This is a genomic window from Rhizobium sp. 768_B6_N1_8 (assembly GCF_051811225.1).
Classification (GTDB): Bacteria; Pseudomonadota; Alphaproteobacteria; order Rhizobiales; family Rhizobiaceae; genus Rhizobium.
This window is the reverse complement of the sequence record NZ_JBPWPV010000001.1, coordinates 4,612,057-4,635,344: the sequence shown is the minus strand read 5'-3', so window position 1 is coordinate 4,635,344 and position 23,288 is coordinate 4,612,057. Positions and strand designations below refer to the sequence as shown.

Genomic DNA, 23,288 nt, shown 5'->3' with positions numbered 1-23,288 from the left:
AGAGGAGACGATTTCCATGAAAGAAACAGCCGATAAGAACAAAGAATTGGAAGGTTTCCCTATGGACGGCGTCACAGTCATCGATCACCCGCTCGTGCAGCACAAACTCACCATCATGCGGCGCAAGGAAACCTCGACAGGCAGCTTCCGCCGGCTGTTGCGCGAGATCTCGACATTGCTTTGTTATGAGGTCACCCGCGATCTGGAGCTGACGATGGAGACGATCGAAACGCCGATCCAGCAGATGCAGTCGCCGATCCTCGAAGGCAAGAAGCTGGTTTTCGCCTCCATCCTGCGCGCCGGCAACGGTCTTCTGGAAGGCATGCTCGATCTCGTGCCGTCCGCCCGTGTTTCCCATATCGGCGTCTATCGCGACCATGAAACGCTGCAGCCGGTCGAATATTACTTCAAGGCGCCCGAGGATGTCGCCGAGCGCCTGATCATCGTGGTCGACCCGATGCTTGCGACCGGCAACTCCTCGATTGCGGCCATCGACAAGCTGAAGGAGCGTGGAGCCCACAACATCCGCTTCCTCTGCCTGCTGGCCGCTCCGGAAGGTATCAAGAACTTCCGTAGCGCCCACCCTGACGTTCCGGTCTTCACGGCGGCGATCGACAGCCATCTGAACGAGAAGGGCTATATCGTGCCCGGTCTCGGCGATGCCGGCGACCGGATGTACGGTACCAAATAGTTTCGGCTTCCTTTACCAATTCGAAAACCTTGCAAGGCCCGGCGGTTCGTTCCGGGCCTTTTTTATGTCGCCGTTAGCAACTTTTCAGCACTTATGGCTTAGCTGCTTGAAGCGTGAGGTCCCGCATGAGGCGGGGTTTATACAGGAAGGATTTCTGTTTCATGCTCATGCGTACCGTCATATTTGCCAGCATCGCGGCTGCGCTGGCGACACAAGTGCCTTCTCTGCTCACCCGCACGACGCAGCAGCCCGGCAATACGATCTCCGCAAATTTCGTCTCGACCGAAGATAGTGCACCCGATACGTCGGCCACGATCGCCGATGGCGGCATGATCCGCCTGCAGGCTGATGCTCAGGGCCACTATACCGGCAATTTCAGGATCAACGGCAAGCCGGTACAGGGGCTGATCGATACCGGCGCCACCTATGTCGCGCTGAACGAAAGCCTCGCCCGCAGGCTCGGCTTTTCCGGCAACCAGCTCGATTTCCGCTATGCGGTCAATACGGCGAACGGCCAGACCAAGGCGGCGCATGTGATGCTCGACCGCGTGGAAATCGGCGGCATTCGCGTTCGCAGCGTCGAAGCCTTCGTGCTGAAAGACGAGGCGCTGAGCGGCACGCTTGTTGGCATGAGCTTCCTGCAGAAGCTTGCCTCCTACTCCGTCGCCGACGGCTCACTCAGCCTCAAGCAGTAAACTCCATCAGATACGGCCGGCGATAACTGGGGGAAGCTCCGGCTTCTCGTCTGCAATGCGATAGTTTGCGGCAAGTGCGACGACGGCCCTTTCTGCCGAAGCCTCGTCGGCAGCGTGAACGAGCGCTATCGGATCGCCCTCATTCACACGCGTTCCAAGCGGCAGCAGACCGGTGAAGCCGACGCTGTGGTCGATCCTGTCAGCCGGATGGCGTCGCCCGCCGCCAAGGTCGATCACGCTCACGCCCACATCGCGGGCGTCGCAGGCCGCGAGCCAGCCGGTGCGCGATGCCGGAACAGGCCGCTCTATCGGTGCCTTGCGCAGATAGGCATCCGGCCGTTCCAGAAGATCGGCCGGGCCGCCGAGCATATGCACCATGCGCGCGAAGATCTCCGCAGCCTTGCCGGAAGAGAGAGCATCCTGTGCCTTGCTCTCCGCCTCCATAAGCGAGCCCGCAATACCCGACTGCACGAGCATCTCGGCGGCAAAGGCAAGCACCACGGTTTCAAGACGGGTACCGGCCTTTCGGCCTGCCAGGAAATCAAGGCAGTTGTGTATTTCCACGGCATTGCCGGCGCTATCGGCAAGCGGCTGATTCATGTCCGTGATCAGCGCAGATGTCTTCACGCCCGCGCCATTTGCGACTTCGACCAGCGAATGCGCCAGCACGATTGCCTGCTCCGGATCGGCCATGAAAGCGCCGTTGCCGGTTTTGACATCGAGCACCAATGTCTGAAGGCCGGCGGCAAGCTTCTTCGACAGGATCGAGGCTGTTATCAGCGGGATGGAATCGACGGTGGCCGTCACATCGCGCACGGCATAGAGCCGGCCATCGGCCGGCGCCAGGGCACCCGTCGGACCGATGATGGCGCAGCCGACCTCCTTCACCACTTTGCGGAAGAGAGTGGCATCCGGATTGATCGTATAGCCTGGAATGGATTCGAGCTTGTCCAGCGTTCCCCCGGTATGACCGAGGCCGCGGCCGGAAATCATCGGCACGGCCAGACCGCAAGCGGCGGCGATCGGGGCAAGCATCAGCGAGACGTTGTCGCCCACTCCCCCGGTCGAGTGCTTGTCCGCGACTGGCCGATCGACGCCTTCCCAGGAGAGCATGTCGCCGGAGCGCGCCATGGCAAGCGTCAGCGCGACGGTCTCGGTGCGTGACATGCCCTTGAACCAGACCGCCATGGCAAAGGCGCCGATTTGGCCTTCCGACAGATTGCCGGCAGCCAGGGCTGCGATAAAGGCGTCGATATCATCGGTCGGCAGTTCGGCGCCGTTGCGCTTCTGGCGGATGATCTCCTGGGGGATCATCTCAATAGCTCGAGGCTGCCGCCGGCTTCGGCTCCGTGCCGCTGAGCACGGAGAGGATATTGTCGAGCAGGCCGGAGGCACCGAAACGGAACGTGGAGGGCATCGCCCAGTCCGGCGTCATGATGGTTTCCGCAAGGCTCAGATAAAGGGCCGCATCCGCAACGGTCGATATGCCGCCAGCCGGCTTGAAACCCACCTTGCGGCCGCTCTCTCTGATCGCGCGGATCATGATGTCGGCTGCTTCCAGCGTCGCGTTGACGGCAACTTTGCCGGTAGAGGTCTTGATGAAATCGGCGCCCGCTTCGATCGCCAGTTCCGAGGCACGGCGGATGAGGGCGGCATCCTTCAGCTCGCCGGTCTCGATGATGACCTTCAGGAGCACGGGTGCAACGCACTCGGCGCGCACGGCCGCGACCATATCGGTAACGGCCTTCTCGTTGCCTGCCATCAGCCTGCGATAGGGGATGACGAGATCGATCTCATCGGCGCCATCGGCGATCGCCTCGCGCGTTTCGGCGGCGACATCAGCGATTTCCATGTCGCCGGAGGGAAAATTGACGACGGTCGCGATACGGACCGGGTGGCCCTTGCCGAGCACGATGCGGGCATGGGCGACGAAACGCGGCCAGATGCAGATTGCGGCACTGCTGCCATAGGGTGTCTGCGCGCGGGCGCAAAGCGTATCGATCTGCTCCTGGGTGCAGTCATCCTTCAGATTGGTGAGGTCGAGAAGGGAAAGGGCAACGGCGGCCGTTTCCCGGCTGGAATAGCTATTCATTTTCGCTTCCTCCACCGGCAATCATTTACCGGCAATCATTTCTTTGAGTATAGCGGCAAGACGGGCACCGCCAACCGGCGCCATGTCCTTGGTTTCCTCGTGGCTGAGCTCGTCTCCGGTCATGCCAGCCCCATAGTTGGTGATTACGGAGGCAGCCGCAACCCTCAAGCCCAGCATTCTTGCAATGATGACTTCAGGCACGGTCGACATGCCGACCGCGTCGGCGCCGAGAACACGGGCCATGCGGATTTCGGCCGGCGTCTCGAAGCTTGGGCCCGAGAACCACATGTAGACGCCGCTTGCGAGCGGGATATCAAGCGTCTTTGCTGCATCTCGCATGGCAGCCGAAAGCTCGGCGTCATAAGCATTGGTCATGCCAACGAAACGGTGGTCGCTCTCTTGCCCGATCAGCGGATTCATGCCGGAATAATTGATGTGATCGGCAATCTGCATGACCGAACCGGGCGGTATGTCCTCTTTCAGCGAACCCGCCGAATTGGTGAGAATCAGGACCTCGACGCCGAGCGCCTGCAGGACCTCGATCGGCAGGCGCATGGCGTTTGCATCGCCCTTTTCATAATAGTGGACACGGCCGGAGAGCATGATGACCGGCACCGAACCGAGATGGCCGGCGACGACCTCTCCGGCATGGCCGGAGACGGCGCTGACCGGAAAACCCGGCAGATCCTTATAGGGAATACGCACGACATCGGTGAGCTCACTGACCAGCGAGCCGAGGCCCGAGCCGAGCACGATGCCGTAGCGCGGTTTGAGCCCGCCGAGCAGAGCCGCGAGCAGATCGATGGTCGCGATCATCCGAGTTCCGTCTCAAAACTGAAGGGAAGAAGCTCTTCCATGGTCATGGTCTTCTTCACACCGGCTTCATCGCAGAGATAGACCTTCGTGTCCTTCGAGGCGAATTCCGAGATCTTCTGCCGGCAGCCGCCGCAAGGCGGGCAGAGCGGCAGTTTTTCGGCGATGACCGCCATTTCGACGATCTTCTTCGCGCCGCCCATGATCATGGCGCTGATTGCCGTCGGCTCTGCGCACCAGCCCTGCGGGAAGGAGAGGTTTTCGATATTGGCGCCGGTATAGACTTTGCCGTCCTCGGCGCGGATTGCCGCGCCGACGGGAAACTTGGAATAAGGAGCATGCGCGAAGGCCATGGCGCCGCGGGCGGCTTCGAACAGGTCGTGAGACATATCAACGCTCCTTCGTATAGGGCACGCCGCCGGCCTTCGGCGGTATTGCAACGCCGATGAAGCCGGCGAGCAGAACACAGGTCAGGATATAGGGCAGAGCCTGGAAAACCTGTACCGGTACTTCGCCGATCAGCGGCACCTGTTTGCCCTGCATGAAATTCGCCAACGCATCGAGAAAGCCGAAGAGCAGGCAGGCGAACATGACAGGCACCGGCCTCCACTTGGCGAAGACGAGAGCGGCAAGCGCGATATAGCCCTTGCCCGCCGACATGTCCTTGATGAAGGCAGCCGATTGGGCGATCGCCAGGTAGGTGCCGGCAAAGCCGCAGAGGATGCCGGCGCACATGACGGCGCGGTAACGCAGCCAGGAGACCGAAATGCCTGCCGTATCCACCGCTCCCGGATTTTCACCGACGGCGCGAAGACGCAGGCCGAAACGCGTGCGGTAGAGGACCCACCAGGAGAAGGGCACGGCGAGGAAGGCGAGATAGGTGAGGATATTGTTGCCGGAGATCACGCCGGCATAGAGCGGGCCGATGATCGGCACTTCGCGCATGGCCTCGGCGCCGGGAAGCACAATCGGCGAGAAGCGGGCTTCGGCCGCCAGCTGCGGCGTGCGGCCGCCCTGCTCGAACCAGGCCCCTCCAAGCACGATGGTGATACCGGCGATGAAGAAATTGATGGCGACGCCCGAGATGATCTGGTTGCCGCGATTGGTGATCGAGGCAAAACCATGCACGAGGCTGAGCGCCACCGAGCAAGCCACGCCGGCACCGAGGCCGGCCCAGGCTGAACCGGTGAGATAGGCGACACAGGCGGCGGCAAAGGCCGAGCCCAGCATCTTGCCTTCCAGGCCGATATCGAAAATGCCGGCGCGCTCGGAAAACAGGCCGGCGAGTGCTGTAAAGATCAGCGGAATGGAGAGCCGGATCGTCGAGCTCAGAACGCTGATGAAGATTTCATAATAATCCATCATTCGCTCCTCAGGCTCGCTTGAACTGCTGGTAGATGAGCGCCATCGCCGGGCGGAACATATATTCCAGAGCACCGGCAAACAGGATCACCAGACCCTGGATGACGAGAACCATCTCGCGGGTGATGTTGGGCATTTCGAAGGAGATCCAGTCGCCGCCCTGATAGAGCACGCCGAAGAGAAGGGCTGCGAAGAGGATGCCGAGCGGATGGTTGCGGCCCATCAGCGACACGGCGATGCCGACGAAACCGGCGCCGCCGACGAAGTCCAGCTGCAGGCGGGCAGACGAGCCCATGACCGGATTGAGCGCCATCATGCCGGCCAGCGCGCCCGACAGCATCATGGCGATCATGACGATCCGGGTATAGGGAATGCCCGCATAGGAAGCAGCGGTCGGGCTGACGCCCAGCGTGCGCATTTCGAAGCCGAGTTTGGTGCGCCAGACCAGAAGCCAGACGAGGTAGCACATGATCAAGGCGATGACGAAAGAGACGTTGAGCGGCGCCGCGCCGAGCTTCGAACCGAACATTTCCATCAGCCATGTCAGCTTCGGCAACTGGCCGCCTACGAGGAAGGTGCGGGTTTCCGGCGCCATCTTGCCCGGCACTTTCAGCACATGCACCAGCACGTAGTTCATCAGCGTGGCAATGATGTAATTGAACATGATCGTCGTAATGACGATATGGCTGCCGCGCCTTGCCTGGAGCCATGCCGGAATGAAGGCCGCGACTGCTCCGAAAAGGGCCGCGCCGACGATGGCGACCGGCATGGTCACATACCAGGGCACGTAATTGTCGAGCGACAGCGCCACCAGCGCACAGCCGAGGCCGCCAAAATATGCCTGGCCTTCCGAGCCGATGTTGAAGAGGCCGGCATGGATGGCGACGGCGACCGAAAGGCCGGTGAAGATGAAGCTCGTTGCGTAATAGAGCGTGAAGCCGATGCCCTCGCCGCTGCCGAAGGCACCTTCGATGAGCAGCGACAGCGCGGCCAGCGGACTCTCGCCGATCAGCCAGACGACGAAGCCGGAGATCAGGAAGGCGACGACCAGGTTCAAAAGAGGGATCAGACCGTAATTGATCCATCTCGGTAGTGTTACGGAAGCAGTGCTCATCGAGGCCTCACGCGGCAATGCCGGCCATCATCAGGCCGAGGGTCTGTTCACCGGCATCGGGCGTCTTCTCGCCGACCACGTGGCCGGCAAACATGACAAGGATACGGTCTGAAAGGGCGCGGATTTCGTCGAGTTCGACGGAGACGAGCAGGATGGCCTTGCCCGCATCGCGCATCTCGATAATCCGGCGATGGATGAATTCGATGGCGCCGATATCGACGCCACGGGTCGGCTGGCCGATGATCAGCATCTTCGGGTCGCGCTCGATTTCGCGGGCGACGACGATCTTCTGCTGGTTGCCGCCGGAGAAATTCGCCGTTTTCAGGCGCGGGTTCGGCGGGCGGATGTCGTATTTCTCGATCTTCTCCATGGCATCCTTGCGGATGGCTTCGAGATCGAGAAATGGGCCACGGCTGTAATCCGGCCGGCGGTGATAACCGAGTACCGAATTCTCATATTCCTCAAACTTGAGGACGAGGCCCATATGGTGGCGGTCTTCAGGGATATGCGCTAGGCCGAATTCGCGCAGGCGTGCAGGATCGGCCTTGTCGATCGGCTGCCCATCGAGCAGGACCTCGCCGGAGGCAGGCTTGCGGATGCCGGCAATCGCTTCCAGCAGTTCCGACTGGCCGTTGCCCGCGACACCGGCAATGCCGACGATCTCGCCGGCGCGGACATCGAAGGAGACGTTGTCGACCATCGTCACGCCCCTGTTATCCTTGACCGTCAGGTTGCGGACGGAAAGTACGACATCGGCGGGCTTGGCCTCGCCCTTCTGGACACGAAGCAGCACGCGGCGGCCGACCATGAGTTCGGCAAGCTCTTCGACCGTGGTCTCGCTGGTCTTGCGCGTGGCGACCATTTCGCCGCGGCGCATGACGGAGACCGTATCGGTGATCGCCATGATCTCGCGCAGCTTGTGGGTGATGAGGATGACGGTCTTGCCCTGGTCGCGCAGCACGCCGAGGATGCGGAACAGGTGATCGGCCTCAGCCGGCGTCAACACACCTGTCGGCTCGTCGAGGATCAGGATCTCGGCGCCGCGATACATGGCTTTGAGGATTTCCACCCGCTGCTGAAGGCCGACCGGAAGCTGCTCGATCAGCGCGTCCGGATTGACCTCCAGGCCGTACTCGGTTTCCAGCCGCTTGAGTTCGGCGCGGGCCGATGCCACGCCCTTGGCCAGCAGCGCGCCGCCTTCGGCACCGAGCATGATGTTTTCGAGGACGGTGAAATTATCGACCAGCATGAAATGCTGGTGCACCATGCCGATGCCGGCTGCGATCGCCGCCTGGCTGTCCCTGATGGTGATGGGCTGGCCGTTGACGCGGATCTCGCCGCTGTCGGCCTGGTAAAAACCGTAGATGATGGACATCAGGGTCGATTTACCAGCGCCGTTTTCCCCGATAATGCCATGGATCGAGCCCTTGGCAACGGTCAGGTTGATGTCCTTGTTGGCGTGAACGGCGCCGAATTTCTTGTCGATGCCGACAAGTTCGATAGCAGGCTGATCTGTCACAGCAGGCTCCAAATAAGAAAAGGGCGTATGGCGAAAATCCTTGTCCGCCATACGCCCGATCTCAGTTACGACTCACTTCGGGCAGGCGTTGTCCGTGGTGTAATCGTGGACCTTGACGGTGCCAGCAATGATGTCGGCCCTGGCCTTGTCGACGGCGGCCTGCATTTCCGGCGTGATCAGCGACTTGTTGTTCTCGTCCATCGCGGCGGCAACGCCGTCTTCCTTGACGCCGAGAGACTGGACGCCAGCCGTGAACTTGTCGTTCTTGGTGTCGTTATAGGCGTTGTAGACGGCGAGATCGACGCGCTTGACCATCGAGGTCAGGACGGAACCCGGGTGCAGGTGGTTCTGGTTGGAATCGACGCCGATCGACAGCTTCTTGTTGTCGGCTGCCGTCTGCAGAACGCCGAGACCGGTCGCACCGGCTGCTGCGTAAACGACGTCAGCACCCTGGTCGATCTGGTTCTTGGCGAGCTCGCCGCCGCGAACCGGGTCGTTCCAGGCAGCACCGGTCGTGCCGGTCATGTTCTGGAAGACTTCGACGTCGGCCTTGACGGCGCGTGCGCCCTGCTCATAGCCGCATTCGAACTTGCGGATCAGCGGAATGTCCATGCCGCCGACGAAACCGACCTTGCCGGTCTTGGACGCCATGCCGGCGAGAACGCCGACGAGGTAGGAGCCTTCTTCTTCCTTGTAGAGGACGGAACGGACGTTCGGCTTGTCGACGACGGAGTCAACGATGATGAACTTGGTATCCGGGAATTCAGCGGCAACCTTCTCGACAGCCGAGGTCCAGGCGAAGGAAACGGCAACGACCGGGTTGAAGCCGCGGCTTGCGAAGTTGCGGATGGCCTGCTCGCCCTGGGTGTCGCCGGTCGGCTCGAAATCGCGGTAGGCGATGCCGGTTTCCTTCTTGAACTTTTCAGCGCCGTTAAAGGCAGCTTCGTTGAAGGATTTATCGAACTTCCCGCCGGTGCCGTAAACGAGAGCCGGCTTGATGTCGGCGGCAAGCGCCGTCGTCGACATCGCTGCCACGGCAAGGAGGGTGAGAAGGGATTTTTTCATGAGTTTGCAGCCCTGTTGTTGCTATTTGTTTGGGTCCTCCCGCAAGCCTTTTTCAGGCATGTCTGCGGAACCACCGACCTCCCCCCGGAGGCCTGGCTGCGTGCATCCTTGCATGGCTCAGCGAAAAATTCACCAGAAATTTTTCGGTTGGTAAAGATTTGCCATTATTGCCGAAAATCAGTCCTTTGGTGCTGAATTCTGGGCAAATCGACTGCTAAAATGCGAATTTTCTAACCAATGCCCTGGCGTCATCGGCACCATTATCTTCCCGTTCTGGTAGCTGCCGATTGCGCTCATCCACACCCTCCAGCCCCTGTCTGTCAGGCGGTAAAACGGCCTGCCACCGGCGGCTTCTTGTAGCCGATCATCCACAGCAGCAGCGACAGCACCAGAAGCACGGCAAAGGCCGGCTGCAGCATGAGCCATTGGAAGATGAAAGCGTAGAAACGCGGATGGACGTAATAGGAAACGGAGGACTGCAGCGCGACAAGCGTCGAGGGGCTGACGTCCTCCCATGCATCCGACATCGGGGTCATGATCACTTGCGAGGATGCGACGGACTGGATCGAATCGATGGTACCGGCAATGACCGCAACTGCCAGCGCAAACAGACTGGCAAGACGCAACAAGAAACGCATCGATTCCTCCGACGACGGGTAGGCCTGATTATACGGCGAGCCGCGCCATTCTCCACTCAGACCTAGAGATAGGTTGGCAACGGAGACGGCGCAATGGACGGCATTGCGCGTAGTTTTATCGGAAGAAGTCAAAAAACTGTTAGATTTGGGTTGATCGGTGAAAAATCATCGGTATATATCGCGCCGTTCCGACGATTTGCATCCTCTGCGGATGCGAACACCCAATAAGGACAGGTGGCCGAGTGGTTTAAGGCGCACGCCTGGAACGCGTGTGTACGTGAAAGCGTACCGTGGGTTCGAATCCCACCTTGTCCGCCATTGGTTTCATCTAATGCGCTGAAAATTTGCATTATTTAATGCCGGCTCACCTGCATCCCCATTTCGATCGCGACTTTTAGCTCTGAGTGACAGCTACTGAAGACCTATTAAGAATGTTCACGCTTGCTGTGAAATTGAGGTCATGTGCTCCAGTCGTCTTGCATGGCGTGCAAGAGGTCAGCGGTTCGATCCCGCTTAGCTCCACCAAATTTCGCTTCGTTCGTTATTTCCCTTAGAAATCAATCTGATGTGGCCTGCCGCTGAGCGGGCAAGTACCCAAAGAAGTACCCAGCGAGCGTACCCAAATCTGAGCGCTATGGTTTCGTTCTACTCCAGCGTCGAGTCATGTGTTCGTACTCGGCCCGGAAGAATCGGCAGATTGACCGAATCGAGCGCAGCTTTTGCTCGTCATCGCCATTAGTTTTGCTGAGCCGGTCCTGCCAGACCCGCAAACCCTGGGCTAAAGACTTCAAGATTTCCTGCGGTGCATTTGAACGTGAGCCTTGCAGCCGTTGCGGATAAACGCCTGTCATGATGTAGGGGTGGCGAAGTTGATCCTGATAAGCCTCGCGTTGGGCTGACCAAAGAGCGTGAGCAAGTGGCTTACCAAAATGCTTACCGATTGTTCGCAGGAGTACATCCTCTGCCTCGACGCCTGTAACCGGCCATAGCGTGCCAACGTAGGCCCGTGCGTTCGCGAACATGAAGCGCTTGGAGAGTTCGTGCCATGAAACGCAAGCGTTGTTAAAAATGACCGGTGTGCGGTAGTTAGCTAAAGCTGCCGGGAGCGCTATGAGGTTGTTGTCGAACATGCGAAGTGCCGCCGAGCCCAAAACGCGGTCTATGGTTTCCTTGGAAATTGGCTCCAATTCGTGCGTCTCGTGAGTTTGACGCATATATTCAAGTATTGCCGAGCCGACGAAGACCTTCTTGCTTTTTTCTGGATCATTCCAAAGCACGCTATCCAGGGAATGAAATCGGTCAAATCGTGTTAAGTGTACCATGTCAGGATCGTCATCTGACTGAGCAATACCCAGCGCTATGTCTACAACAAGCTGTCTCGACTTACCAACGGCATCCTTGAATTCGTACGTCCAACGATAACCTGGGGCGTCCCCGCAGTGAGTAGCGATGATCAATAAATCATATGGGAAATGCTCAATCATCAGGCTTACGTCGCGCACGTTCGCAGCGGGTCCCTTGTATCCCCGCACGAATGTCCCCCGTTGCGCCAGCAGCTGGGCGGCGGTCGCAATTTCTGGTGCAGGTGTCTGACCGGGGTCTACTACAACTGCCGAAACAGTTTCACCCTCGTTTGAGGTTGTGCCAGCGAAACCGTTGATGATCGCCATTCCGAGATCGGGATAGGTGAACAAGTGCGTGGAGGGCGCTTCGGTATATCCAAAACCAAAGGGCAGCTTGTTTGTTATGAACGTCAGTGATGGAGATACCGGGAGTCTTAAATCTCCACAGAAAGAGCGTAATTGCGACCGCAGGTTCTCTCTAAGTTCATGGGGAGAGTAGTCCGGATGGTCATACAGCGAGTAAAAAGTCTCCAATATGGCGTCAGCCACATCAGCAGGGACCTTGGGGATGATAGCAAGTCCGGCTCCCAGTCCATATGCGTAGTTGGCTGCAATGACCTCACTGAGTTCATGTCCCTGTTCACAAACCACTAAATGCCCTGTTCGACCTTCGACAACTTCGCAGGGGGATGGTCCAGTCGTAAACTCGATCATCCGACGCTCACGGAGAGCTTTAAGAACTCCGATCCCAAGGTTGTCGCATCCCCAGACCAAAGCGGGTGACGTTGACGAGTCGTGGGCAGTCTCACCTCCCAAGCCTATCAGCGAACTTGCGTCCGAGATGTAGGTGGTTCGGCGGATTGGAAGATAATTTCCAAGCTGGGAACGAGCGGCTCTGGATAGGCCCACCATATAAATTGACTGGGCACCTGAGCGAGCGACCGCGTTGTTGCATCTAACAACTTCAGAATCAGCGTCGGGTCTGGAAAGGCGCGGGCCAGCCAGCACGGGTAAGTAACTGCCTCGTACGGCTAATTTGCATGAAACCTGTGCAGCAAGTTTCGCATCTTCAGCAATAACTAGTGAGTTGGAGAGTTTTGGCGGTTTCAAACTATGCTCGATTCACTGCTGTCCTACAGGCGCGAGTTGCATACAAGGTGGAGGTCTAGCACTGTGATGAAATGGACCGAGGCTATCCACCTTGCTGCTGGACGGTTCCCGACGTTCGCGGACTGGTAAAGACCATGCCGAAAAACATTACTTCTCCAGTCTGTCGGTTCGGTTATCTCAGTGGGATACAAGCGGGCCATCACCAAGGACAGCGCTGATCCGGTTCTTGAGCTTTTCACGCAACTCTTCTGGGGTCTTCCATGTGATGTGGTTGAACTGTCGAGTATCGAAGTGAACGTGATTAATGTGATCCTCGCGGCAACACCAAATCACTGGGATACCTAGACCCTGTGCAAAGCCCGCCTCGTAGTAGACACCGCCTCTTGGTATCGCGGTAATTCCTTCTCCAGAACCGACTAGCCCACACGTAAAGTCCGCGATGAGGAACTTGGAGCGCCTGATTTCGGCGATGATCTCGTCGTCAATCTTATTACTATGCTCCTTCTGATCGATCCGCATAGGCTTGTATCCGGCATCGCTTACTGCTGGCGCGATACCTTGATTATAGGCTTCAGCGACTTCCGCTCCGAACCACATAGCGACGAACGCTTGATGCGAGTCTTGGGAAGCAGCTCGAAGCACTTCGAGATGTGCATACCCAGCGAACGTGAGTGCTAGATTCCCGCTCTTTGACGTGAGGAGGCCTTGATCTTCAGCGAAGTTGATAAGGGTCTCGACTTCACTAACCTTCACGGATTCGGTAGCCGCCAGAAGGTAATCCTGTTGTGCCCAATAGGAGTTCTCTTCCCTAGAATCGCCCATCACGGCATAGATGTAGTCAAAGTAACGCATCGGTTCCCCTAACTCCGGGGTGTGCGCTGCAATAGCTTCAAGGAGACCATCACGGCGCTCGGTAATACTCATGGGATTAGCTGCCTCAGCTCTCTCCACCTCCGCAGACGTAATGGTTGGCGAAGTGTTTCCCGCTCGCCTCTGATCCATAAGCCACGTAGTGAGATACGCTTTATGTTGCGGAGAGAGAGACTGAAGATTGATCTTCGCTGAGCGCGTGATGTCGTACTTCCCGCCTGCTCGCGGCGAATCGTAAAAGTCAGCATCGCGCAAAGTCATTCTGCCGCTGTTATGGGTTCGTGTTGTCCAGATGGCGCATGGAGCCGACATTGAAGATCTCCCGTGCAAAACGTCGCTGATCGGTTACTACCCTGAGTCGGTGCATATAAGGTAGCATTACCCGCTCCGCTCCAAATGCTTTCCAAAATTGAGTAGGATCATCTCCAGGGAGGGCCGATGAGGAGGTGCAGGCCGACAGCTTACTGTGAAGTTCCAGCAGCTGTGTGGTCTCCTAGATGCCGTCCAACACACAAGACTTGAACGGGACCTCCGGGTCCCTTCTTGTCACTAAGGCGCAAGCCGGAGCAGATTTAGGGGTCACGCATCTGAGCGGTGATCTACGTGCCAGTTGCCGCGCAACTTCCCCCCGGGTGGGGCAGATCGGACCCATCTCGTAACGAAGTGCAACTACTCCTCTCCGTGCAATCAAAGAGGTGCGTCTAAATCTCTGGCCACGTCTTTCCGGCGAGATATGCCTCATGCGCGGTGCTGACCGATGTGATACGCTGCAGGAGATCGTAAAGGGGATCGGCAAAGAGTTCATCTGCCAGCTTGTGAGAGATGAAGGTGAAGTACGAGAAGACGCTCTCAACGATAACGGGGCAAATCGTTAACAGAACTTGCGGGCGTGGCCTTTGCCACTCAAGATTCGGCGTAAAGCGTGAACCGTCCCAATCTAAGTGGTTGCCGTAAATCTCCTCCCAGCTGCCGTGAATACTATGTGACCCTCCGCCAAACATGGACAAGTAGAGGGCATCGAGCCCAACAGCTTCCGCCTTCTGATAGAGATTTCGATTGCCCCAAGGAGCCTTGTTCTTCGGGTCTACGTCATCCATTCTCACGCCGGAAGCGCTGAAGGCCCGCTCAATGGACTGCTGCATGCGGTCTTCGATAGGAAGCAGGATGCCGTCGCGGGCAACGATCTGCTGGGCGATATCATTCCACAGCTTCTTTTCATGCCTCAACGAATGTTCAACGTAAGAGTTGATGAGCGAAGTGGAAAAGTTTCTGATTAAATATTGTACGTTGACGATCGTTTCGAAAACCAATCGAGCGAGCAGAAAGCTCATTTCGCCTCGATGCTTACAGGTCTGGTCCAGCATCGCATCCACTAGCTTGTACATCCTGACCATGTTGCCACCGATCGCAGCCTGATCTCGGTTCCAAGACGGCTCCTCTCCGGTGGTAGAGGCAGCAATACAGACATACTGTCCGGTCTCTACAGCGAGGCCTACAGTCAGGCCCATGAATTCCGACTCACTTGTAAAGCCGCGCATAGCTTCGGCGTCTACGGCAGTCTTTTCTATCTTCGGAAGCGTCTCGCTGTTGAGTTGATCCATGTTGCTCTCGCTGAAGGCTTGTTGCGAATGGAAGTGTACGTGATCGCAGTGGTCACGGGAAATGAGTCGCCCGAAATACACGCAGTCTCAATAGGCCAAGCCCTTGTGAGTCTGTCGCGAAGTCGCCAAGATGCTCCGGCCTTTCGATACATAGCCACTTCAAAGCCACTTCATTGCCAACGACGCAGAGGGGAGACCAGCGATGGCGAATTTCAAGGCTGAAGACGAAGCGATCGGAACGATCATCCTGGTGGAGGAACTGTTTCAAAGCATGGTCAAGTCCGGCATCGTGCCTGCAGCCGTTATGGCGGATGTCGTGCGCGGCGCGGTTGGGAGGCTGGATACGACCGATCATTTCGGCGCGGGTGCGGCCGTGCGCCACTATTTTGAAAGCTGGCTGTCGAAGTAGATAATCTTCGCTGGGTGCATAGGATGCATAGGATGCATAGGCAGTTTTAAACTGCTCTATAGGAAATGTCAGATTCAATGCCTGTCATGTCACCGTCTGACATTTCCCACACGGCGTATGGAAAATCCTATGCAAGTTATGCATCCTATGCAGAGAGGTATTTGAAAGTCCCTCATCAGAGCGGGATTCTGGCTGGCTGCCGCGATGAACATCCATTTCGACGAGAGCATCCGTGCGGCTTGGCGTTGTCACGTAGGCAGCGCCCTTGCCTCAGCTTTTCCCCGCGTTTTCGACCTTCCAAAGAGCCGCGTTCACGCGGTTTTTCCCCGCACTGACGATCATCTGGCCGTTGACGATCCGACCGCAGTGTTTGCGCAGGAAGCCGCTGAAACGCGCGGTATTCAGCCGCCCGCGCTCGATGAACTCTGACAGGGCATCAATCAGCCTCTCGTGCCGGCGGTTGCCGATCGGATCGAAGGCTCCCTCGTCCACCATCCTGGCGATATCGGCCGCGACCCAGGGCTTGCCGGACGGCAGGGCTGAAATGATCGCCGACGTGCGCTCCTTCTCCGGGTCGTTGTCCCGGATCTTTACCGCATTGCCGAGCGGATCGGGCAGGCCGAGCCAGACGAGCGCGGAGCGGACGAGGTTTGACCAGTGCTCGAAGGAGCCGAGCACCGGCGAGACCTTGTCGGCCTCATTGGCGACGAATGCCCGCAGGAGCGTCAAGGCTGATGTGACGATCTCCACCCGCTGCCGGCGTGCGTCCTCGATGACGTCACTTTCGAAGACGCGCTCTTCCGGCCGCTCGACGCCGGCATCGAGGTTGATCAGCACCACGCGCCGCGTCAGGTCGCCGGCAAAGCGCAAGCCGTTGCCCGTGGCGCAGAACATGACCGCCGTTGCCGAGTCCAGCGAGACGGTCTTGCCGAGCGGGCGAATATTGACCTCCTCCTGGGACAGGACCTGGCAAAGGTGATCGGAGCGGAGCGCCACCGACAGATTGTCCAGATTGATGAAACTGTCGCCCTGCAGGAGCCGCGACTCCAGGACCTTGCGCAGCTCGTTATCGTCGCCCGCATAGGAGTTGACCGCGGCGACCCGGCCGGTCGCCAGAATGGCGGCAACATCCACCAGCTTGGATTTGCCTGTGCCGGGCGCCGTCGCATTCACGCCAAATAGCGGTGCGGTTTTGAGGCTGGGGCGGATGACCGCCGTCAGGATCATGGCGAGCGCTGCCGATTCATCGACGCCGCCCACGAAGGGGAAGCTCGAAATGAGCTTCCTGATGGTGTCCAGCGCCGCCAGTGCCGCAGCCCTGTCCGGGCTTTCGGGTATTGCGGGCCATGTCTTGTCCGATTCAAAGAGTATGCCCGATTGCTGGTCGAAGCCCTGCGCATCGATGATGGTGCCATCGCTGCGCATCGTCGGCAGGGAAACGATCGCCCTGATCTGCGGGAAAGGCCAATCGCCGTGTCGCGCAATGACGGATCTCGCGACCAGCGCCGGGCAGGATATATCCCTGTAGCCGAGCTTTTTTCTCTCGTCGGGCTTCAGCCAAAGCACGTGTTTCGTCAGGATGTCGATGATCGCATTCTCATCGGCAAGAACCAGCACCGTCTTTTCCTTCCCCGCAACGCGGACGGCCTGAAACAGGGCCGTATCGCGGGCGTAGAGCCGCGCGCCGGCATCGACCACCAGGCGGCAGGCACTCGTCACCGCTTCCGAAAGGTCGGCTTCGTGGAAGATGAGCCTCGGCCGGTCGTCTCCCTCTCTGGCCGGTGGCGACATGTCACGGACGACTGCTTTGCGCCGCGATGCGCGGCCGACGCGCTCGACCGTTACAGGCTTTTCGTCCTGTGCACCCGGCGTCGCGAAGGGGCGCACCGTGGCCTGCATGAAGGCATCGATCTCGGCTTGTGTCCATCCATCGTCCAGCGCATCGGCGCAATCCCAGCCGCGACCGGGATAGAGACCGGCCCGCCAGTCTTCGACGCGATAGGTCTCAAGCTCGCTTGCGGCACCGATATCGGCAAAGCCGACAAGCCGGATGCGCGCCCCAAGGCTCGTCAGCTGCGCGGCGATTTCATTTGCCGCCGCCATGCCCGGGGGATCGAAATCCGGCCAGATGAGCACGTCGCGGTCTGATAGCGGCGACCAGTCCGTATGCTTGACGCCCTGCGTCCCGCCCGCCCAGGAAACGACCGCCCGCCCGCTCGATTCATGCAGCCTGTCGCGGCACTTCTCGCCCTCGACAACAAGCACTTTTCCCTCGCCGATATCTGGCCGGTTGCCGATCGCCTCCAGACCATAGATCGGCCGTAGCTTCGGGAACGGGAAGCGGCACCATGTTTCGGTCCCGTCCGGCAGACGGACAAACATCACCATCGGCGTTTCCTTAGCCCCATCGGCGAGATCATGGCGCAACACATAGCCTGATAGAGACCCGTCGGCATTGCGATAGGGAAAGACCATCGAGGGCGCGAATGAGCCCCATTCGAAGCGCTCGCCCTTGCGCTTGGGATTGTAGAGCCGCACGCGCTGGCCGGCCCGCAACAGATCCGCCGGCGGCCGGATCGGCGTTACGCCCTCATAGGGATCGCGCGCCTTGACCGTTTTCGGCCGAAGGTTCGGCTGGCTGCTGACGCCGCCGCCGAGAATGCGGATGGCTTCGGGCAGATCGACGCCCTTCACCTCGCGCACGAAATCAAGCACATCGCCCTTCCTGCCGCAGCCGAAGCAATGGAAGCGCTCGATACCGTCATTGCCTGTGAAGATCGTGAAGGACGGGGTGTCTTCCGCATGGAAAGGGCAGCAGGTTTCAAGCTCCTGCCCGTTGCGATCGAGCTTGTAGCCGTGTTGCGAGACGGTCAAGGCAAGCGACACGTCACGGCGCAGACATGCGATATCGTTCACGTCCATCTTCGACGGCGTGTATTCAGGTATTCGGAGCATGGCATTGTCCCGTTTCAGACGGTGCGGTTGGCGGTTTCGGCCGGCGCCTTGATGTGGCTCTCGACGAAAGCCTGCAGATCCGCAGGGCGAAACAGGGTGCGCCTTCCGACCTTCACAAAGCCAAGCTGGCCGGCCCTCATCTGCCGGTAGAGGGTGGGGCGACTAAGGCCGGTGACCTCGGTGACTTCCTTGAAACTAAGCAGGATTTTCGGGCTGGCTTCCACGGTTTCTCTCCAGGTCAGGTTGTGTCTGACCGGATTCGTAGAGGCGGAAAGTTGAGCGAAAGAAATAGCGCGGAGCGCTTGATGGCCTCGAGGCAGCCTTGCGCTTTCGGGCCTCTCCGCTCGCTGCCTGACATGGCCTCATTGGCGATGTGGCTCCGCGCGTCGCCTGCATCATCCACTTCCTGAAGACACCAAAAATGGACCGCGCCTTTAAACATTGCGTGCTTTCAGGCCCGCGCCCGGTAAGGCTTGGCAAAGCAAAAGCCGATAACAAAGGGGCGTGGCGTGATCCGGAGCGAGAGGGGTGGCAAGGGCTGCTGCCCGCCGGGGCGCGACCATCCGGGGACCTACCATGAAGAAACTCATCATTGCGGCCGCCTTTGCGGCATTCCTGCCTGTGATGGCCCAGGCGGAAACGCTGGAATTTCCGAGCGACGATCCGGTCGCGACCGTCACCATTCCCGACAACTGGGGACCGAAGGAGACGGAGACCGGCATCGACGCTTCGTCGGCCGATTCGGCGATCTATCTTTCGATCGACGTTGCCGATGAGAAGACCAGCGACAAGATCATCGACGAAGCCTTCGCCTTCCTGCAGAAGAACGGCGTGAGCATCGAGGAGAAGACCCAGAAGGAGTCCGAAGCCGAGATCAACGGCATGAAGATGAAGACCTTCGATTGGGATGGCACCGACAAGGAAGGGCCGGTCAATATCGGCGTTGCCGTGCTTTCGCCTGCTGAAGGCAAGCTGCTGCTGATCACCTATTGGGGCACCAAGGGCAAGCAGGACGCCCATGACGACGAGCTGATCGCCATCATCAGCTCGCTGAAGCCGGCCGGCTGATCTTGTCCGACGCGATGCGAGGCGCTGCCGGCAAAGCGGCGCCTTTTTTATGCGGGAACAAGTGCGCGCCGACACGGTTCCTTTTCCATGGCGAAAACAGGCACGATCCGCATCGGCATATCGGGATGGACCTATGCGCCCTGGCGCGGTGTCTTCTATCCCAAGAGGTTGGCTAGGAAGAGCGAGCTTGCCTATGCCTCCCGGCAATTTCCCTCCATCGAGATCAACGGCACGTTCTATGGGTTACAGAAGCCGGATGTTTTCGCCCGCTGGCGTGACGAGACGCCCGAAGGCTTCGTCTTTTCGGTCAAGGGATCGCGCTACATCACCCATCTCAAGCGCCTGCGCGATATCGAAACGCCGCTTGCCAATTTCCTCGCCTCCGGCCTGCTGCGGCTAGGCCCGAAACTCGGGCCGATCCTCTGGCAATTTCCGCCAAGCCTGACATTCGATGCCGATCTGTTTGCCCGGTTTCTGGCAATGCTTCCCAAGGATACAAATGCTGCGGCCGAGATCGCGAAGCGGCATGACGAACGGCTCGATGGCCGTGCCTGGACGAAGAGCGAGACGAGGCAGCCCATGCGCCACGCGCTGGAAATTCGCCACGACAGTTTCTGCACGCCCGACTTCATCGAATTGCTGCGTGAATACAAAGTCGGGCTGGTGGTCGCCGATACCGTGGAATGGCCGTTGCTGATGGATGTGACGGCTAATTTCATCTATTGCCGGCTGCACGGAACGGAACAGCTTTATGTCAGCGGCTATAGCGATGAGGCGCTCGATCGCTGGGCTGGACGCATCGATGCCTGGACGCACGGGATCGAGCCTGATGATGCCAGCCGTATCAGGTCGCCGCTGAAACGCTCGGCGAAGGGCCGCGATGTCTATGTCTATTTCGACAACGATGTGAAGGTTCGGGCGCCAGCCGACGCTCGATCGCTCGCCGAGAGGCTCGGCGTCGCCCACCCGCCTGACGACAGTGTCATCGTCAATCCGAAAGGCCGCGGCAGCAGGCTGATGGCAGAAGAGCCGCGCCGGCACTGGCCGGCGCCGCGTTCCGTTTCTTAGACCAGCACGGCCTGATCGGTCCGATCCTCGGCGCCGAAGAATTTCAGATAGCGCTCGACTTCGGCCGGTTCACCGGTCGCCTTTTGCGGATTGTCCGAGAGCTTCACCGCCGGGCGGCCATTGGCATCACTCACCTTGCAGACGATGGAAATCGGCAGGAAATCGGAACTGTCGTTCGGCGCGCAGCCGGCGAAGTCATTCGTCAGGTTTGTGCCCCAGCCGAAGCTCATGCGCACGCGGCCTTCGAAATGCTTGTAGGTGTCGATGATCGCATCGACATCGAGGCCATCGGAGAAGATCAGGAGCTTCTGGCGCGGGTCGCGGCCCATCTTCTTCCACCAGTCGATGATCTTTTCGCCGCCTTCGATCGGCGGCGCGCTGTCCGGACGGAAGCCGGTCCAGTCGGCCACCCATTCCGGCGCGTCGCGCAGGAAGGCGGCCGTTCCGAAGGCGTCCGGCAGGACGATCAGCAGGTTGCCGCCATAGAGCTTGTTCCAGTCGCGCAGCACCTTGTAGGGCGCGTTCTTGAGCTGCTCGTCGGTTTCGGCAAGGGCTGCGGCCACCATCGGCAGCTCGTGCGCATTGGTACCGACGGCTTCGAGATCGGAATCCATAGCCAGCAATACATTGCTGGTGCCGGTAAATGCCGGACCGATCCCTTCCTTCAGCGCTTCCACGCACCAGCGCTGCCAGAGGAAGCTGTGGCGGCGGCGGGTGCCAAAATCGGAAATGCGCAGGCCCGGCAATTCACGCAGCTTTTCTACCTTGGCCCACATCTTGGCCTTGGCGCGGGCATAGAGCACGTCAAGCGTGAAGGGACCCATCGTCTTCATGGCTGCGCGCGAGCGCAGCTCGTTGATGATGGCGAGGGCCGGGATTTCCCACATGGTCGTTTCCTTCCACGACCCATGGAAATCCAGCACATACTGCCCGTCCTTCTTGGAAAGCTCATATTCCGGCAGCTGGAAATTGGAGAGCCAGGCCAGGAATTCCGGCTCAAAGATCTGTGCGCGGCCATAGAAGCTGTTACCGGCGAGCCAGATCATCTCCTTCTTGGCGAGCCTGAGCGTGCGCGCATGATCGAGATGCTCGCGCAATTCGCCCTCGTCGATCTGTTCGGCGAGGCGCACGCGCTTGGTGCGGTTGATGAGCGTGAAGGAGGCATTGACCTCAGGATAAAGCTTCCAGATCATCTGCAGCATCAGAAGCTTGTAGAAATCCGTATCGATCAGACTGCGAACGATCGGATCGAGTTTCCAGGTATGATTGTAGACGCGCCTAGCGATATCGGTCCTGGCCATGAAACTCCTGCCTGTCCGTCAATCCGGTCAGGTGCGGCCCTGGAACGGCCAGCGCACAAACCGGCTCGTGCGCTTTCTTATCGAAAAATCGACAAGCAAAGTCCAGAAAAAACAACAGTCAACGTCCCGCTTTGCTATCGCAGCGGGACGTCACAGAAATGCTCGATCGAATGGCGTTACTGCGCCGGGGTTGCGGGCTGGGCCGGCGCCGGGCTGGCGTTCTGCGCGGGCGCGGCTGGAACCTGCGACTGCATTGCCTGGCCCGGCTGCTGCGGAGCGACGTCATTGGCTTGCCTCTGGCCCCAGATCTCGACCGGGATCCAGATGAGGAAGGCCAGCACCAGAGCGGCCACCAGCACCGTCAGGATGCGACGACCCGTGCGGCCCTGCCTGGCCTTCACAGGCGAAATCTGCTCTTCGGCATGGAGCTTCTGATCGGACTTTTCCCAACGCGTTTCGGTGTGCGTCATGGTCGTCTCCTTCCGGTAATCCGCGGGCGAGGCTCGCGGAACTTCGGATGAGAAACGAGGAGCCGTGCCGGATGGTTCCGAAGGGGATCTGGGCATGTCGTTATCGCAAGACCCCGCCATGCTCAGCGGCGTAGACAAATTCACCGAATGACGAAATTAGGATCTTTGTTGGCGCGCTGCCAATCGAGCCATCAAAGCCGTCGGAGCCAAATCGTATCCTGTTGCCCTCTCACCGGACCAGTTGAGCCCACAAAAGAGACCATCCTTTTTCAAGCCCGGTAGCCACCGTTCGACGAAAGCCGACAATGGAATCGGCTCCGGCTTGAAATCGCGGTAAGCCGGAATGGCCTCGATTGTCGACATCGCCCTCTTTTCCGACGACCAAAAAGGCATTGCTGTTTCACCGGACGCGTTTGTCGACGTAGGGAAGCCGTCCTTATCCCTGATGGCCCAGACTTGCGCACGACGCAGTACCTCGGAGACAAAGATGTCGGCGCTGGTTGCAGAAATACTCATCTTTCAAGAATGAGCATCATATTGAGATTTTCGCAAGTGACCGAAAAGCAGGCAGAGAGGTTGATTCAAGGCTGCTTTTTTTTGGTCAGGTTTGGGCCGGGACGACCTTACGGACGCGGGATGGCGCGTCTAAAGGGCTTGCTGCCGATCAAAATTTGTCCAAGCCGCCTAGGTCCATTGATGATGCGATCATGGGAGCCTCAAGTCCAAACCGAGCATACTGCTAAGGGCGAAGGCGACGAGCCCCACGCCTAGGAGCGCCAGCGCGAAGACTGCGGCCATCTTGCCGCCCGTGCGTAGTACCGCTCGCCTGTCTCCCTTCTCTCCTCGATCGTAATGCCACTTGATGGCGAAGAACATGGCCGTTCCTAAAGCGAAAACCTTAAACGTAACGAAGACTACAGGGACCCAATCCATATTAAGGACTCTCATGTGCATCAGCTACGCGCCTTATGATCTCATCTCAGGCAAACGCATACTTCCTATTATACAACGCAGATATGTAATAGCAGGTGGCAGTTTCCTGGCCTGTGTCGTGGGGTCGGGAATGACCGCTCAGGGCCGGAAACGGACATTGGCGGCGCTTGC

At 59.0% G+C, this 23,288-nt stretch carries 22 protein-coding genes and 1 tRNA gene; 6 read left to right on the top strand and 17 right to left on the bottom strand.

Features of this window, described 5'->3' with window-relative positions:
* Positions 1–61: 61 nt before the first annotated feature.
* Both upp and AB8B33_RS23405 read left to right on the top strand, forming a co-directional pair.
* Positions 62–691, top strand: a complete 630-nt coding sequence (gene upp / locus AB8B33_RS23410; protein ID WP_037072717.1) for a uracil phosphoribosyltransferase — start codon at positions 62–64, stop codon at positions 689–691.
* A gap of 125 nt (positions 692–816) precedes the next feature.
* Positions 817–1,386, top strand: coding sequence for a TIGR02281 family clan AA aspartic protease (locus AB8B33_RS23405; protein ID WP_310379766.1), 570 nt, complete (start codon positions 817–819; stop codon positions 1,384–1,386).
* A 6-nt stretch (positions 1,387–1,392) separates the two neighbouring features.
* Here AB8B33_RS23405 and deoA read toward each other — a convergent pair whose 3' ends face one another.
* The 9 genes from deoA to AB8B33_RS23360 form a co-directional block, all read right to left on the bottom strand.
* The gene (deoA, locus tag AB8B33_RS23400) at positions 1,393–2,700 is read right to left on the bottom strand and encodes a thymidine phosphorylase (RefSeq protein WP_439017036.1); all 1,308 of its coding nucleotides are present in this window, start codon (positions 2,698–2,700) and stop codon (positions 1,393–1,395) included.
* Between the two features lies 1 nt (position 2,701).
* On the bottom strand, positions 2,702–3,478 hold the full coding sequence (gene deoC, locus AB8B33_RS23395) for a deoxyribose-phosphate aldolase (protein ID WP_439017035.1): 777 nt from the start codon (positions 3,476–3,478) through the stop codon (positions 2,702–2,704).
* Positions 3,479–3,499: 21 nt separating this feature from the next.
* Positions 3,500–4,294: a purine-nucleoside phosphorylase gene (locus AB8B33_RS23390; protein WP_439017034.1), complete on the bottom strand. Its 795-nt coding sequence runs from the start codon at positions 4,292–4,294 to the stop codon at positions 3,500–3,502.
* Entirely contained in the window at positions 4,291–4,680 is a 390-nt protein-coding gene (locus AB8B33_RS23385; RefSeq protein WP_439017033.1) for a cytidine deaminase, read from the bottom strand. The genes AB8B33_RS23390 and AB8B33_RS23385 overlap by 4 nt, the downstream gene beginning before the upstream one ends.
* 1 nt (position 4,681) lies before the next feature.
* The gene (locus tag AB8B33_RS23380; RefSeq protein ID WP_439017032.1) at positions 4,682–5,653 is read right to left on the bottom strand and encodes an ABC transporter permease; all 972 of its coding nucleotides are present in this window, start codon (positions 5,651–5,653) and stop codon (positions 4,682–4,684) included.
* 10 nt (positions 5,654–5,663) lie between these two features.
* Positions 5,664–6,767: an ABC transporter permease gene (locus tag AB8B33_RS23375; RefSeq protein ID WP_439017031.1), complete on the bottom strand. Its 1,104-nt coding sequence runs from the start codon at positions 6,765–6,767 to the stop codon at positions 5,664–5,666.
* A 7-nt stretch (positions 6,768–6,774) separates the two neighbouring features.
* A complete protein-coding gene (locus AB8B33_RS23370; RefSeq protein WP_439017030.1) occupies positions 6,775–8,286 on the bottom strand; it encodes an ABC transporter ATP-binding protein in 1,512 nt (503 codons plus the stop codon).
* Between the two features lie 72 nt (positions 8,287–8,358).
* On the bottom strand, positions 8,359–9,351 hold the full coding sequence (locus AB8B33_RS23365; RefSeq protein ID WP_113320553.1) for a BMP family lipoprotein: 993 nt from the start codon (positions 9,349–9,351) through the stop codon (positions 8,359–8,361).
* 320 nt (positions 9,352–9,671) lie between these two features.
* Entirely contained in the window at positions 9,672–9,989 is a 318-nt protein-coding gene (locus tag AB8B33_RS23360; RefSeq protein ID WP_113320552.1) for a hypothetical protein, read from the bottom strand.
* 228 nt (positions 9,990–10,217) lie between these two features.
* On the opposite strand from AB8B33_RS23360, the gene AB8B33_RS23355 reads away from it, so the two are divergent.
* Positions 10,218–10,307: transfer RNA gene (locus AB8B33_RS23355), tRNA-Ser, on the top strand.
* Between the two features lie 314 nt (positions 10,308–10,621).
* Here AB8B33_RS23355 and AB8B33_RS23350 read toward each other — a convergent pair.
* From AB8B33_RS23350 to AB8B33_RS23340, 3 genes are all read right to left on the bottom strand, one after another.
* Entirely contained in the window at positions 10,622–12,046 is a 1,425-nt protein-coding gene (locus AB8B33_RS23350) for a hypothetical protein (RefSeq protein ID WP_439017029.1), read from the bottom strand.
* 573 nt (positions 12,047–12,619) lie between these two features.
* Positions 12,620–13,366, bottom strand: coding sequence for a hypothetical protein (locus tag AB8B33_RS23345; RefSeq protein ID WP_183823738.1), 747 nt, complete (start codon positions 13,364–13,366; stop codon positions 12,620–12,622).
* 647 nt (positions 13,367–14,013) lie between these two features.
* Positions 14,014–14,913 (bottom strand): DUF5677 domain-containing protein, encoded by a 900-nt coding sequence (locus AB8B33_RS23340; protein ID WP_439017028.1) that lies wholly within the window; start codon positions 14,911–14,913, stop codon positions 14,014–14,016.
* Between the two features lie 202 nt (positions 14,914–15,115).
* Here AB8B33_RS23340 and AB8B33_RS23335 point away from each other — a divergent pair, with 202 nt between their 5' ends.
* Positions 15,116–15,322 (top strand): hypothetical protein, encoded by a 207-nt coding sequence (locus AB8B33_RS23335; RefSeq protein WP_439017027.1) that lies wholly within the window; start codon positions 15,116–15,118, stop codon positions 15,320–15,322.
* Between the two features lie 270 nt (positions 15,323–15,592).
* On the opposite strand, the gene AB8B33_RS23330 is transcribed toward AB8B33_RS23335, so the two are convergent.
* Both AB8B33_RS23330 and AB8B33_RS23325 read right to left on the bottom strand, forming a co-directional pair.
* On the bottom strand, positions 15,593–18,277 hold the full coding sequence (locus tag AB8B33_RS23330; RefSeq protein WP_439017026.1) for a CHC2 zinc finger domain-containing protein: 2,685 nt from the start codon (positions 18,275–18,277) through the stop codon (positions 15,593–15,595).
* 14 nt (positions 18,278–18,291) lie between these two features.
* Entirely contained in the window at positions 18,292–18,501 is a 210-nt protein-coding gene (locus AB8B33_RS23325) for a helix-turn-helix transcriptional regulator (protein WP_439017025.1), read from the bottom strand.
* Positions 18,502–18,853: 352 nt separating this feature from the next.
* On the opposite strand from AB8B33_RS23325, the gene AB8B33_RS23320 reads away from it, so the two are divergent.
* The gene (locus AB8B33_RS23320) at positions 18,854–19,345 is read left to right on the top strand and encodes a hypothetical protein (RefSeq protein ID WP_007827335.1); all 492 of its coding nucleotides are present in this window, start codon (positions 18,854–18,856) and stop codon (positions 19,343–19,345) included.
* A gap of 87 nt (positions 19,346–19,432) precedes the next feature.
* Positions 19,433–20,413: a DUF72 domain-containing protein gene (locus AB8B33_RS23315; protein ID WP_439017024.1), complete on the top strand. Its 981-nt coding sequence runs from the start codon at positions 19,433–19,435 to the stop codon at positions 20,411–20,413.
* Here AB8B33_RS23315 and pncB read toward each other — a convergent pair.
* The 3 genes from pncB to AB8B33_RS23300 form a co-directional block, all read right to left on the bottom strand.
* Complete coding sequence (gene pncB / locus AB8B33_RS23310; protein WP_439017023.1) at positions 20,410–21,714, bottom strand: nicotinate phosphoribosyltransferase; 1,305 nt, start codon at positions 21,712–21,714, stop codon at positions 20,410–20,412. The two genes, AB8B33_RS23315 and pncB, sit on opposite strands and share 4 nt — an antisense overlap.
* A gap of 176 nt (positions 21,715–21,890) precedes the next feature.
* Positions 21,891–22,184 (bottom strand): hypothetical protein, encoded by a 294-nt coding sequence (locus tag AB8B33_RS23305; RefSeq protein ID WP_439017022.1) that lies wholly within the window; start codon positions 22,182–22,184, stop codon positions 21,891–21,893.
* Positions 22,185–22,340: 156 nt separating this feature from the next.
* Positions 22,341–22,700: a DUF2750 domain-containing protein gene (locus AB8B33_RS23300; RefSeq protein WP_439017021.1), complete on the bottom strand. Its 360-nt coding sequence runs from the start codon at positions 22,698–22,700 to the stop codon at positions 22,341–22,343.
* Positions 22,701–23,288 lie beyond the last annotated feature (588 nt).

Coding starts and splice junctions, on each gene's coding strand:
- AB8B33_RS23345 (WP_183823738.1), bottom strand. CDS start 13,366: ATGAGTATTACCGAGCGCCGTGATGGTCTCCTTGAAGCTATTGCAGCG.
- pncB (WP_439017023.1), bottom strand. CDS start 21,714: ATGGCCAGGACCGATATCGCTAGGCGCGTCTACAATCATACCTGGAAA.
- AB8B33_RS23405 (WP_310379766.1), top strand. CDS start 817: ATGAGGCGGGGTTTATACAGGAAGGATTTCTGTTTCATGCTCATGCGT.
- AB8B33_RS23390 (WP_439017034.1), bottom strand. CDS start 4,294: ATGATCGCGACCATCGATCTGCTCGCGGCTCTGCTCGGCGGGCTCAAA.
- AB8B33_RS23385 (WP_439017033.1), bottom strand. CDS start 4,680: ATGTCTCACGACCTGTTCGAAGCCGCCCGCGGCGCCATGGCCTTCGCG.
- upp (WP_037072717.1), top strand. CDS start 62: ATGGACGGCGTCACAGTCATCGATCACCCGCTCGTGCAGCACAAACTC.
- deoA (WP_439017036.1), bottom strand. CDS start 2,700: ATGATCCCCCAGGAGATCATCCGCCAGAAGCGCAACGGCGCCGAACTG.
- AB8B33_RS23380 (WP_439017032.1), bottom strand. CDS start 5,653: ATGGATTATTATGAAATCTTCATCAGCGTTCTGAGCTCGACGATCCGG.
- AB8B33_RS23300 (WP_439017021.1), bottom strand. CDS start 22,700: ATGAGTATTTCTGCAACCAGCGCCGACATCTTTGTCTCCGAGGTACTG.
- AB8B33_RS23365 (WP_113320553.1), bottom strand. CDS start 9,351: ATGAAAAAATCCCTTCTCACCCTCCTTGCCGTGGCAGCGATGTCGACG.
- AB8B33_RS23305 (WP_439017022.1), bottom strand. CDS start 22,184: ATGACGCACACCGAAACGCGTTGGGAAAAGTCCGATCAGAAGCTCCAT.
- AB8B33_RS23350 (WP_439017029.1), bottom strand. CDS start 12,046: ATGATCGAGTTTACGACTGGACCATCCCCCTGCGAAGTTGTCGAAGGT.
- deoC (WP_439017035.1), bottom strand. CDS start 3,478: ATGAATAGCTATTCCAGCCGGGAAACGGCCGCCGTTGCCCTTTCCCTT.
- AB8B33_RS23335 (WP_439017027.1), top strand. CDS start 15,116: ATGGCGAATTTCAAGGCTGAAGACGAAGCGATCGGAACGATCATCCTG.
- AB8B33_RS23330 (WP_439017026.1), bottom strand. CDS start 18,277: ATGCTCCGAATACCTGAATACACGCCGTCGAAGATGGACGTGAACGAT.
- AB8B33_RS23340 (WP_439017028.1), bottom strand. CDS start 14,913: ATGGATCAACTCAACAGCGAGACGCTTCCGAAGATAGAAAAGACTGCC.
- AB8B33_RS23375 (WP_439017031.1), bottom strand. CDS start 6,767: ATGAGCACTGCTTCCGTAACACTACCGAGATGGATCAATTACGGTCTG.
- AB8B33_RS23320 (WP_007827335.1), top strand. CDS start 18,854: ATGAAGAAACTCATCATTGCGGCCGCCTTTGCGGCATTCCTGCCTGTG.
- AB8B33_RS23315 (WP_439017024.1), top strand. CDS start 19,433: ATGGCGAAAACAGGCACGATCCGCATCGGCATATCGGGATGGACCTAT.
- AB8B33_RS23360 (WP_113320552.1), bottom strand. CDS start 9,989: ATGCGTTTCTTGTTGCGTCTTGCCAGTCTGTTTGCGCTGGCAGTTGCG.